The sequence below is a fragment of the Streptomyces stoeckheimensis genome (assembly GCF_045822005.1).
Classification (GTDB): Bacteria; Actinomycetota; Actinomycetes; order Streptomycetales; family Streptomycetaceae; genus Streptomyces; species Streptomyces stoeckheimensis.
On sequence record NZ_CP169550.1, the window covers coordinates 6,232,792 to 6,244,694 of the forward strand.

Below are 11,903 nucleotides of genomic sequence, written 5' to 3' on the forward strand. Positions count from 1 at the left end.
GTGAGCGTGCCCGGGATCAGCCGCGCTGGATGCCCGAGGTGTCGTTCAGGACGCCGCGGCGGCCGTCCTGGGTCTGGGCGATCAGGGTGGCCGGACCGCGCTGTTCCACGGCCAGGTACCAGGTGCCGGGCGCGAGTTCCGCGATCGGGGCGGGGCTGCCGTCCTCGGCGAAGAGGGGGCGGGCCACCGGAACGGCGAACCAGAACGGCGTGAAGTCCGCCGCCGGGGCCGGGGCCGGGGTCTGGTCCTGCGGAGCCTGGGCCTGCTCCTGGCCGCCGCCGTAGGGCGGGACCGGCTGCGGGGCGGCCCCGTACGGCTGCGGCTCCTGGCCGCCCGGGTATCCGTACCCGGCGCCCGGCTGCTGCTGGCCGTACGGCGGGACGGCGGTGGTGGCGGGCTTCGGGTCCGGCACGAGCTGCCCGGCGAGCGCCGGGACCTTCGCGCCGAAGAGGGTCACGCCGGCCAGCGCCGCGGTGGCGAGGAAGGCGATGACGGCGCCCGCGCCGAGGTCGGCCCCGGTCGGGCAGGTGATGAGTCCCCAGAGCGCGGACCAGGCGGCCGCGACGGAGAGGACCGTGCCCCAGGCCTGGAAGGGCAGGCCCAGGAGCTGGCGCCCGGCGGGCTGCAGGCGGGCGGCGACGAGCAGGCCGACGGCGATGAACGCGAGCAGGAAGATGCTCGGCAGCGCCAGCCGGTACACGTCGGTGTCCCATGCGCTCGGTGCGTCGACACCGGGCGCGGAGTAGAAATCGAGGAACGAGGCGATGAACAGCAACGCCGCTGCTCCGATCACCACGCCGTCGCCTCGAGTGAGGGATCGGATGTTCACGTCTTAGGTGTCCTTCTCGGTCTCGTCGTCTCGTGGTGCCGTGGGTGCCCGCCGTGACGCAGGTGGCGGGCGGGCACCATCGTACGGAGCTTCGCCGCGGCCGAGAGGATCGGGGCTGCGGGCCGTCCGGAGGGACGGTCCTGGTGGCCCTACCCGCCGAGGAAGCCGACGATGCCGTCCGCGATGCCCTGGGCCGCTTTCTGGCGCCACTCCGGACTCGACAGCTGTGCCGCGTCCTTGGCATCACGCATGTTGCCGCATTCGATGAACACCTTGGGGCGGGTCGAGAGGTTCAGTCCGCCCAGATCGTCGCGGACCACCAATCCGGTACCGCTGCCGAGGTAGTTGGCTGGGGCGGAACCGGTGGTCCGGGCGAAGTTCCCGGCGATCCGCTCGCCGAGCTGCCGGGACGGTTCGATGATCTTCGCGGTGTCGGCGCCGCCGCCCTTGACCTTGGCGGGGAGGATGACGTGGAAACCGCGGCTGCCGGCCGAGACCCCGTCCGCGTGGACGGAGACCACGGCGTCGGCGGCGGCCTCGTTGCCGATGCGCGCGCGCTCGTCGATGCAGGGGCCGAAGGGGCGTTCCTTGCCGGCCTCGTGCGTGAGGACCACCTTGAGGCCCTTGGCCTCCAGGACGGTGCGCAGGCGGCGGGACACGTCCATGCTGAACTCGGCTTCCATGTAGCCGGAGTTGGTGGTCGTGCCGGTGGTGTCGCACTCCTTGCGGTTGGTGCCGATGTCCACCTGGCGGTTGATCTCGGTGGTGTGCTTGAAGTTGCCCGTGTTGTGACCGGGGTCGATGACGACGGTACGGCCGGCGAGGGCGTTCGCCCCGGCGGGGGCGGTCCCTCCGGGGGTCGCGCCGGGGGTGGGGCCGGTCGGGCTCGCGGCGGGGTTCGCGGCCGTGTCGGCGCCGCGGAGGGCAGCTGTGCCGACGTCGAGAGCGGCATCACGATCCGGGGCGGCCGCGAGTCGTCGCTCGCGCCCCCGCCCAGCACCTCGGTCAGGACCCATCCGGCCAGGCAGGCCGGGGCGATCGCGGCCGCCGCGACGACCAGGGTCGACCGGCGGGCGTACCAGGGCCGGTCCGGACTGATGGAGCTCGCGGACTCGGGGAGCGGCGGGGAGCTTTCGTCGTAGCGCACCCGGCGATGCTAGACCGGAGGTCGGTCGGGTGTACGGACCGTGGGCCATCCGGGGGCGCGGTGCGGTTATATGCTCCGCTGACCTGGTGCACCCCCGGGGCGTGAGCGCCGTGTGCGGGTGCGGCGCCGTTGCCGGGGGCGCTGCCTACGGACCCCCGCGCCTCACGCGCCGGCGGGGCTGGACATGGCTGACGCCGACGGGTTCCGGAGGCTGGCTGGGGTCAGATGCCGGTGCCCGTGCGGCGCAGGACGCGCAGGGAGTCGGTCACCGAGACCTCCTCGAAGGCGCCCGAGGCCAGGGCGCGCAGGTAGATGCGGTACGGGGCCTGGCCGCCGTCGGCCGGGTCGGGGAACACGTCGTGGATCACCAGCGTGCCGCCCTCGGCGACGTGCGGGGCCCAGCCCTCGTAGTCGCCGGTGGCGTGCTCGTCGGTGTGGCCGCCGTCGATGAAGACCAGACCGAGCTTGCCGCCCCATGCCGCGGCGACCTGCGGGGAGCGGCCGACGATCGCGATGACGTGCTCCTCCAGACCGGCCTTGTGCAGGGTCCGGCGGAAGGTGGGCAGGGTGTCCATCAACCCGATCTCCGGGTCCACGACGCTCGGGTCGTGGTACTCCCAGCCGGGCTGCTGCTCCTCGCTGCCCCGGTGGTGGTCCACGGTGAGCGCGCTCACCCCCGCCTCGCGGGCGGCGTCGGCGAGCAGGATCGTGGAGCGCCCGCAGTAGGTCCCGACCTCCAGCAGCGGCAGCCCGAGCCGCGCCGCGGAAGCGGCCGCCTCGTACAGCGCGAGGCCTTCCCCCACGGGCATGAACCCCTTGGCGGCCTCGAAGGCGGCGAGGGTCTCCGGCTTGGGGCTGGCCATGGTGTTCCTCCTGCGGATTGGGCGGCATGCGGGATGCGGCGTACGTCGGCGCACGTCGGCGGCCCATGCTGCCTTACCCGCTGGTAGGACGCCATGCCCGGGGCCGCGGGCGATGAGCGACCCACCCGGCCTGTTGACAGTTTTACTTGTCATTCAGTCTCTCGACAGGTAGACATGTCACATGAACGATTCGGCATCGATCCCGACCCCCGACAGGAACGACGAGGACTTCTGGGCCACCGTCACGGCCCTGGTGGAGCCGGCCTGGAGCGAGCCCGCCGAGGACGAGGCGTTCGCCATGGACGACCAGGTGCTCGACGCGGTCCGGCCGCTGGCCCAGCGCATCTCGACGCGCGCACAGGCCTACCGCACCGCCGGCAAGCCCTTCGACGCCGCCCTCATGGCCGCGCCCGACGTGCAACTGGCCCTGCTGCGGGCGCTGTACGAAGCCAAGCGGTCCGTCGACCGGATGGCGGAGAGCGCCGCGACCGTCGCCGGCCGCAGCGGAGCCAGTTATGCGCAGCTGGGCGCGGCCTGGGGCGGCATCAAGCGCCAGTCCGCCCGCCTCAAGTGGCCCCACGCGGTGGCGAAGCGCTCCACCAGCGAGTCCATCCCGCTGCGCTACGCGGGAGGCACCGCCGTCATCCACCACGACCCGGACGCCGACGCCTGGTGGTACACCGCCGAAGCCGCGGACGGACGGGAAGAGGAGTCACAGGCCGTGCACCCCACGTACGCCGAGGCCATCGCCCGGGCCACCGAATTCCTCCTGGGCAGCCCCGAACCCACCGGTCCGGCGGCTTCCTGAGGGCGCGTGCGTCGCCCGCTCAGCCGGGGCAGCCGCAGGAGGGCTTCGGCGACCTCCCTCGCCCGCTCCACCGGATCCACGGGCTGCCGGTCCTCCGGCAGCCCGGGTGTCCGCGCGCCACTCGACACCGGGATCCCGGTCACGAGGACGGCGCGTGCGGTGCGGACACCCCCTAGGTCCTGTCGTCAAACTCCCGTCTGCCGCGCGACGCCTGGCACGCACCAGACGCCGCGCGGCCGCCCTTCGGGCGACGACGGGATTTTGACGACAGGCCCTAGCGGGCGAGGCCCTCGGCGCTGTCCGCGGGGCGGACCTCGGTCCCGAGGCCGGTTGCGGAGAGGATCGTCTCGACGGTCTCCTCGACCGATTGCGCGGCGTTGTCGATCCACGTCCCCTCTTGCCCGAGTTCGGCGCGCAGCGCCTCGTCCAGCGGGGACCAGTCCACGGAGAGGGCCTTCTCGCGGGCCTGGTTGCGCTGCCACGCGACCGCCGGGCCGGGGGCCAGTACGACGACGTGCAGCGGCACGGCCGTCAGCGTCGCACGGTAGAAGTCCAGGTGGGAACGGCGCACCACGACGTCATCGAGCACCGGGACGAAACCGGCCCGGGCGAAGCTGCCCGCCAGGAGGCAGGCGTTGCGGGCCCGCAGGAAGATCTGCCGGTCGGCCTCCGCGTTCCCGTCCGGGGACGGCCACTGCCCACCGCTGACGATCATTTCCTGGAGTGCGTCCACCTCCACATGGGCCGACATCCGCAGCCGAGCGGCCAGCGCGGCGGCCACGGTGGACTTCCCGCTCCCGGGGATACCGGTCAGGAGCAGGGCTCCCGCGGCCGGTTCACGGTCGACGGGCATCTGCTGCAAGGTCATGGAGTTCTCCGGTCGATCACTGGGGCCGGGGGCTGTCCTGGAGCCCCTGCGGTCATCCCCCGCACTCTACGATCACGTCGATCTTGACGGGCCGACGGGGGAGCGGGGGCTGGTCGTCCGTGGGCGTGGGCGTGGGCGGGAGTGGGGTGCGTGCAACGCAGCTTCTCCTACCGGCCGGTGGGGGAGGAGCTGCCGGTGTTCCGGCTGAAGGGCGGCGGCTCCCTGGTCGCCTGCACGCTCGAAGGAACGCACCGGGACCGGGGCCGCACCGCAGCGAATCCCCGCCGCGGCCCCGGAGAACCCGTCCGGACGGGCCGGGGCTACCCCGCGCCCGTGAGGATGGACGCCAGCCCCGTCGTGTGCGGGGTCGGGTCCGTGGGGTGGAGGAGTTCCGTGCGGTGGACCAGGCGGGGGGCGTGGACCGGGACCGCCGTGGTGCCGGGGAAGGTGGTGGCCAGGGAGAGGGGGAGGGCGGTCAGGCCGTGGCCGGCGGCGGCCAGGGCGGCCAAGGCGTGCGGGTCGGTGCCGTGGTGGCGGATGCGGGGGTGGAAGCCGGCGGTGTGGCTGACCTCGCGGAGCCGGGCGAGGGGGACCGCCGCGTCGGGAGCGTCGATCCACTGCGCCTGCGCGAGGTCGGGCAGCCGGACCGAACGGCGCCGCGCCAGGGGGTGGGCGTGCGGGAAGAGCACGGCCAGGGGCTCCTCGGTGACGGCGAGGGTGACGGTGGGGCCGAGGTCCGGCAGCGGGAGGGGGTCGCTGGGCGCGGCCACCCCGTCCACGAGGCCGAGGTCGGCGCGGGAGGTCAGGACCGCCTCGACCACCGCCTCGCGCCCCAGGACGTGGAGGTCGATCTCCACCGGCCCCGCGGCACGGAGCCCGGCCAGGGCCCGCGCGAGTTCCGGACCGAAGGCCGCGGGGGAACAGGCCAGCGTCAGCCGGGCGTCCGGGGCCCGGCGCAGGCGGGCGATGTCGGCGCGGGCCGCGTCCAGGCGCAGGAGCAGCGCGGGGGCGTGTTCCATCAGCCGGACCCCCGCCCCGGTGGGGGCGACGGGCCGGCGTTCGACCAGCCGGGCGCCCAAGTCGGCCTCGAGCGCGGCGATGTGCTGGGAGACGGCCGACTGCGTGTAGCCGAGGACCGAGGCGGCGGTGGAGAAGGAGCGGTGTTCGAGGACCGCGACGAAGGTGCGGAGGAGATGCGGATCCATGGGCATCAGTATCGCTCAGGCATCAGCATCGCTTATACGGGTAGTGCGGATCATCGTTGGACGTGATGGGCAGGCGGCTCGGAGGATGGTCGTCATGAACGCGAACCACACCGCCGCACCCACCGCCCGCATCGCCCTGATCGCGGACCGCTCCGACGCCGTACGGTCCCACGCCCGCGTCCCCGGCCTGCTGGAGGCGCTGCGCCTGCGCGAGGGCCTGGACCTGGACGCCTACTGGATCCCCACCGAGGAAGCCGGCGAGGGCATGGACGGCTTCGACGCCGTCTGGGTGCTGCCCGGCAGTCCCTACCGCAGCGAGGGCGGCGTGCTCACGGCGATCCGGGACGCCCGCGAGAACGGCATCCCCTTCCTCGGCACCTGCGGAGGCTTCCAGCACGCCCTGCTGGAGTTCGCCCGTACGGTCTGCGGCCTGGACCGGGCCGCCCACGCCGAGAACGACCCCGCGACCGCCGGGGCGGACGCCGTGGTCGTCCCGCTGGCCTGCTCGCTCGTGGGACACGAGGGGACCGTACGGGTCACCCCCGGATCCCGCGCCGCCCGGCTGCTCGGCGCGGACCGCACGCAGGCCCGGTACCACTGCAACTACGGCCCGAACCCGCTCCACTTGGACCTGCTCCGGGCCCACGGCATGACCTTCACCGGCACCGACGAATCCGGCGACATCCGCATCGCCGAACTGGCCGAGCACCCCTTCTTCCTGGCCACCCTCTTCCAGCCCGAACTGGACGGCGACGGCACCCGCGCCCACCCGATCGTCACGGGCCTGGCCGCGGCGGCCGTCGAGCACGCGCGCACCCGGGAAGGCGCGCAACCCCGTCCGCATTCCCAAACCCGCCCGTACAACCTCCGGGCGGGTCTGGGGGTCCTCTGAGTGTTCGCTGAACGAATCACGGGGGGATCGATGAACAAGCGCATCAGTGCTGCGCTCTGCACCATGACGGCGATGACGGCCACGGCTGCCGTACTGGCCGTGCCCACGGCCGCCCACGCCGCGGACCCCTTCCCGAGTGGGGTCGCCGCGAGCGCGGGGAACGAGACGGTGGACGTGTACTTCGGTGCGGAGGACACCCTGCCCGAGAACCTCAAGGTCCACCTGCGCAGGAAGGGCGGGACCGCCCGGGTGGCCACCCTCACCAAGTTCGAAGAGCTCACCTCACTGGACCGCTGCGCGCCCGCCTGCGGCCCCGACGTCCACTACGCCCTCCGGGCCGACGTGCCCAAGCTCGCCGCGCTCGGCGAGTACACCGTGGACGTGGAGTACACCGGCACCCCGGCCGAGCGGATCCTGCACAAGGACAGGGCGACGCTCAACTACCAGGTGCGGCCGGTCTTCTCCAGCCTGAAGTCCGCGAACGCGGTTTCGTTCGACCGGCGGGACACCGCCATCTCCGGTGACATCAAGCTCTACGACCCGCGTGACGGCTCGCAGAAGCCGTACGCGGGCGGCGCGTTCAGGGTCGAGAGCGGCGGTGTCACCACACCGCTGGTCGCCGACGCGCAGGGTCACTTCGAGTCCAACGTGACGGTCCCCGGTATCGCCGGCACGGAGGTCGCGGACCCCAGCGGCGAGAACGCGCCCGTGCGGGAGACGGCCATCAGCCTCTCGACCGAGGCGAACGGTAAGAAGGAGCAGGGGAGGGTAGCCGTCCCGATAGCGGCGGTGGAGGCACGTATCGCGCTGGATGCACAGACCGTGACGGGCCCGTACGCGACGCAGGGCAAGGTCAGCGGCTCCTTCACCTGGAAGGCAGCGGACGGCACCTGGAAACCGGTACCCGCCGGAATGCCGATCGCCATCGACGGCGACCGCGTCGAAACCGACACCGTGGGCCGGTTCACCTGGTCCGGCGAGTTGACGCAGGACACCTCGTGGGGCATCAACGAGTGGAACGCCTGGGTGTCCGCGGCACGACAGGACGTGAAGGTGGACGTCACGGGCGGGACCTCCTTCCCCTCGTTCAACGCCAGGGTGGACCACAACAGGATCATGAGGCTGGGAGGTGAGTTCAAGCGCGGTCAGATCCCGGCCGGCATCACCTCGATCACGTTGGAGGTCCAGTACTCGGCGGACGGCAAGAGCGGCTGGACCACTCGCCAGAAGGTGCAAGACTTCATCGCTCACCCCGTGAACGGCGTGCACAGCATCAGGACCGCGCTGCCCTACCCGGGACCGGGATTCGTCCGGATGCGGTACGCGGGCACCCCGGCCATCAACGGTTCGGTCTCGGCCACCGTCAAGGTTGCGCCGCGCACCGAGACGGCGATCCCGGGGTTCAACGCCGCGCCCGAGCCGGTCAAGAAGGGCAAGCCGATCACGCTGACCGGGAAGCTCACCCTGGCCGACCCGGCCCGTAAGCCCCTCGCGGGCCAGTACGTCCACTACTACTTCCGGCCCGCCGGCAGCACGGAGTGGAAGCCCGTGGGCTACTCGATCACCGGAGCCGACGGCACCTTCACCAGGAAGTACACCGCGACGCAGAGCGGCTCCTGGTCCGCCCGCTACCAGCTCACGGACGCGGCGCACTACGTCTCGTCGAGCCGCGTGGACGACGTCGTCGTCACCCCGTGACGACGAGGAACGAAGAACGCCGCCCTCCAGGACCACGGGAAGGTCCTGGAGGGCGGCGTCATGCGGGCCGGGCGGCCCCCGGCGTCAGCCGAAGGACTTGATGCCGCGCCAGTCCACCGCGAGCACCGTCTTGACGGCTGCGTTCGTGTTGGTGGCGGACGGGTAGTACAGCTTCATGTTGCCGGTGTCGGCGTAGCGGACCCACAGGTCGGGGATCCGGTCTCCACTGACGTCCGGGATGGCGATGATCGCCGTGATGTTCGTCGTCGTCCAGTTCGTCCCGTACGGGGTGTCGGCACCCTCGCGCGAGTTGGCCGCGACCTTCAGCGAGTTGATGTCGACGCTGCCCGCGACGGATCCGGGCTTGCCGTGGCGGAGGTAGAGGGTGCCGGAGTCCAGGCTGCGCCACAGCAGGTCGGGCGTGTTGTCGAGGTCGATGTCGGCGATGTTGACGATCTCACGGGGGCCCCAGGCGGAGCCCTCCATCAGCGTCGCGGTCTGGAAGGTGGCTCCGGTGTAGCCGGAGAGCAGCCAGAACTGGGTGCCGACCTTCACGGTGACGTCGGTCAGCTTGTCGCCTGTGATGTCGCCGATCGCCTTCATCGACACCCAGGTGCTCGGGGCGGGGGTGTTGGACGGGAGGCGGATCGCGAGCCGCTGGCCCACGTTGAAGGTGCCGTAGCCGTCGCCGGGGTAGAGGTAGAACGTGCCGTCCGGGTCGACGGCGAACAGGTCGGTGGACCCGTCGCCGGGGTACACGTCCGCGTAGTGGGAGATCAGTGCGGCCTTGGTGCCGTTCCACCACGGGGTCTTCGGCGCGAGAACGGGCTTGCCGTCCGGGCCCATGGTGTAGGAGCCGGTCAGGCCGCCGTACAGCTCGCCGCCCGGGCTGCCCGGGTAGGAGAACAGGTTGGCGTTCGCGTCGATGATCATCAGGTCGGCGATGCCGTCGCCGCCGACGTCGCCCGGGCCGTCGGCGGAGTCCCGCGGCGGCACGTAGGTGGCGTAGTCGGTGCGGGCGCTCACGTTGCCGAGCGAGTCCAGCGAGAAGATGTGCAGCCAGTTCGGGCCGGCGTGCGGGGGCTTGAGCGCGGGGACGGTGAAGGCGCCGTTGACCGCGTTGACGTCGACGTAGACGCCCTCCCAGCCGTAGCGGAACTTCGCGGCGCCTTCGGAGGCGAAGGTCAGGGGACCGGTCTCGCCGAACTTCACGGTCGCCCACGTGGCGCCGTCGGACGTGGCCCGCTTGAACGGCGTGGTCGCCTCGTCCACGGTGGGCGGCGGGGGCGCGGACCCGTCGACGGTGACCCGGCAGGGCTCCGTACCGGGCGGGAAGACCGACGAGGTGGCACCCACGGCGTCCTGCGCCATGGCGTCCCAGGAGTACGTGACCTTGTCCTCGAGCGGGAACGTGACCGGGATCGTCAGTGAGACGGTGCCGCCGCCCGCGGGGGCGGAGACGAGGGTGCCGGCCGGGACGGTGCCGCCGGTCTTCCAGAAGCGGAAGCGCACCTTGGACAGGTTGCCGTCGTCGTCCTTGGCCGTGGCCTTCAGGACGATGTTCGTCTTGCCGATCGTCACACCGCCGCCCGGACCGGGCACGCAGGCGCCGCCGGGTGTGGAGCTGCCGGCGGTCGGCTCGGAGGGCGGGCGGTTGTAGTCGACCACGAACGTGGCGGAGGTGGCACGGAACTTGCGCCAGGTCTGCGTGTCCGACTCGCTGGTGGCGCGCATGCCGAAGGTGATGTTCGTCCAGCCGTTGTCGGCGCCCTTCTGGGCGGCCCCGAGCACACCGGAGTTGTCGAACGCCTCGTACTCGTCGGGGCAGGACGTGGACCAGCCGTGCGCGAAGGACTTCTTCTGCAGCAGCGTCGACCACGAAGGCTGCGAGTTCCACGTCGTACCGGAGGAGATGGAGCCGGTCAGGTAGAACTGGAACTCCCGGTCGGTACAGGACCAGGAGTGGTTGTTCTGCACCTTGAAGGTCGCGCTGGTGACCTTGGCGCCCTTCATCTTCGGGTCGAAGCCCATCCGCCAGAACGAACGGCCCAGACCGCCGGTGTCCGACTCGTAGCCCACGCGGGCGTCGGAGGTGCCGGAGGAGAAGTTGGTGCCGTTGTAGAAGCTGGAGTTCGGGTACGGGCGGTACGCCGTCGTCCACGCCTGCCAGCCGGCGTTCATGGTCGGGTCGATGAAGACCGGGTACTTCACAGCCTGGTCGGCGAGCAGGCCCGTGCCGGCGACGTTCAGTGCGATGTGCGCGGCCCCGGTCTTGTCGCCCTCCAGGGCGATGGGCAGCTGGGCGGACTTCGCGCCGGGCTCGATGCCGCTCAGACCGGACAGCTTCAGGACGTCCGCCGACGTGGAGGCGGCGGTGCGGGAGGCGGTGCCCTCGGGCAGCTCGGGATCGCGGCCGCTGGAGTCCCAGGCGAAGGGGGTCGGTATGGAACCGACTTCGGCGGCGTCCTTGTCGAGGACCGCCACGCGGTTGCCCTCGGTGTCGTGCTGGAACGTGGCGGTCGCCGAACGCAGCCCGTAACGGACGTCGGCGAGGGCCTTGTTCTGGGCGGCCTGCGGGGTCTTCACGATGAGGACCTGGGCGAAACCACCCTCCTCGCGGGCCACGAGCAGCAGGTCCACGCCCGGCAGCACCTCGGAGTAGAGGGCGCGCGGGCCGTCGAGCACCGGTTCGGGCAGAGCGCCCGGCCAGGTGTAGGCGATCGTGTGACCGCCGAACTCGACCTCGGCGAGCAGCGATTCACCGGGCACCTCGGCCCGGGCGAACGAGCGGTCCGCGCGCGCCTTCTGGGCACTGCCGCTCGCGAAGCGCACCGGCAGGGCCGCGTTGACGGGCGAAACGCCGAGCCCGCGCGGGGCCTTGGCGGAACGCTTGAGCTCGTTGTCGATCGGCGCCCACCGGCCCTCCGCGTCCTTCGCGCGCTGCGCGACGGCGTGGGTCTCGGAACGCAGCTGGCCGTTGGGCAGCGCCCAGGTCAGCGAGGTGGCCGTGGTGACGGTGTCTATGAGTACCTGCTTGCCACTGCGAACGGCCTCGTCCACCGCGGTGGCTTCGTCCTTCGGGCGGGTGGACGCCTGTTGGGCGTCACCCGCCTTGCCGCCGGCCGTCGCAGGAGCGGAGTCGGGCTGCCACCAGGTCAACAGGGCAGCTGTGAGGGAGGCCAGCAAGAGGCCGATGGTCAAAGACAGCCGCGTGCGCGTGCGCACGAAGGGGCTGATATAGGGCGACGCGGGCACGGCGGTCTACTCCCGTGGGAACCAGACGGACTGAGGGCAGCACAACCAGCCCCTGACGACAGGCCGCGGGGCAGAGAGCGGAGACACGATCACACAGTCCCCGCGGAGCGTCCATTGATGAGAATTTTATAAGACCGTTACTCGGTATGGGGATTTCCTTGACCATCCGTCACCCATGCCCCGGCTTGCGGTCTTTTAGGGCACCTTGGGAGCCGTGGATGTCCGGATTGACCACTGTTCCCGGATGGTGCTCGCTGGTCCCCGTTCATGACGGCATGGTGCGTGAGTCAGTTCACTTCGCGGATGCACAAGCGGAAGCAAACGTTCTTGCCTCTGTG

The 11,903-nt window shown here is 71.6% G+C and carries 9 protein-coding genes; 3 read left to right on the forward strand and 6 right to left on the reverse strand.

The window, feature by feature from the left end; all coding sequences use genetic code 11:
* Positions 1-16 precede the first annotated feature (16 nt).
* From ACE1OC_RS28275 to ACE1OC_RS28285, 3 genes are all read right to left on the reverse strand, one after another.
* Positions 17-829, reverse strand: coding sequence for a hypothetical protein (locus ACE1OC_RS28275; RefSeq protein WP_407839370.1), 813 nt, complete (start codon positions 827-829; stop codon positions 17-19).
* A gap of 149 nt (positions 830-978) precedes the next feature.
* Entirely contained in the window at positions 979-1,845 is an 867-nt protein-coding gene (locus tag ACE1OC_RS28280) for an N-acetylmuramoyl-L-alanine amidase (protein ID WP_407839371.1), read from the reverse strand.
* A gap of 352 nt (positions 1,846-2,197) precedes the next feature.
* Entirely contained in the window at positions 2,198-2,839 is a 642-nt protein-coding gene (locus ACE1OC_RS28285; protein ID WP_407839372.1) for a class I SAM-dependent methyltransferase, read from the reverse strand.
* A 181-nt stretch (positions 2,840-3,020) separates the two neighbouring features.
* Between ACE1OC_RS28285 and ACE1OC_RS28290 the strand changes: the two genes are divergently transcribed.
* The gene (locus ACE1OC_RS28290) at positions 3,021-3,647 is read left to right on the forward strand and encodes a hypothetical protein (protein WP_407839373.1); all 627 of its coding nucleotides are present in this window, start codon (positions 3,021-3,023) and stop codon (positions 3,645-3,647) included.
* A 274-nt stretch (positions 3,648-3,921) separates the two neighbouring features.
* Here the strand turns inward: ACE1OC_RS28290 and ACE1OC_RS28295 are convergent, their stop codons facing one another.
* Together ACE1OC_RS28295 and ACE1OC_RS28300 are read right to left on the reverse strand one after the other, a co-directional pair.
* Positions 3,922-4,515 (reverse strand): AAA family ATPase, encoded by a 594-nt coding sequence (locus ACE1OC_RS28295; RefSeq protein WP_407839374.1) that lies wholly within the window; start codon positions 4,513-4,515, stop codon positions 3,922-3,924.
* 320 nt (positions 4,516-4,835) lie between these two features.
* Positions 4,836-5,720 carry a LysR family transcriptional regulator gene (locus tag ACE1OC_RS28300; RefSeq protein ID WP_407839375.1) on the reverse strand — a complete coding sequence of 295 codons (885 nt, stop codon included), beginning with the start codon at positions 5,718-5,720 and terminating at the stop codon, positions 4,836-4,838.
* A 94-nt stretch (positions 5,721-5,814) separates the two neighbouring features.
* On the opposite strand from ACE1OC_RS28300, the gene ACE1OC_RS28305 reads away from it, so the two are divergent.
* Positions 5,815-6,612 (forward strand): glutamine amidotransferase-related protein, encoded by a 798-nt coding sequence (locus ACE1OC_RS28305; RefSeq protein ID WP_407839376.1) that lies wholly within the window; start codon positions 5,815-5,817, stop codon positions 6,610-6,612.
* Between the two features lie 30 nt (positions 6,613-6,642).
* A complete protein-coding gene (locus ACE1OC_RS28310) occupies positions 6,643-8,310 on the forward strand; it encodes a hypothetical protein (RefSeq protein WP_407839377.1) in 1,668 nt (555 codons plus the stop codon).
* Between the two features lie 84 nt (positions 8,311-8,394).
* On the opposite strand, the gene ACE1OC_RS28315 is transcribed toward ACE1OC_RS28310, so the two are convergent.
* Positions 8,395-11,535 (reverse strand): DNRLRE domain-containing protein, encoded by a 3,141-nt coding sequence (locus ACE1OC_RS28315; protein WP_407839378.1) that lies wholly within the window; start codon positions 11,533-11,535, stop codon positions 8,395-8,397.
* Positions 11,536-11,903: the final 368 nt, after the last annotated feature.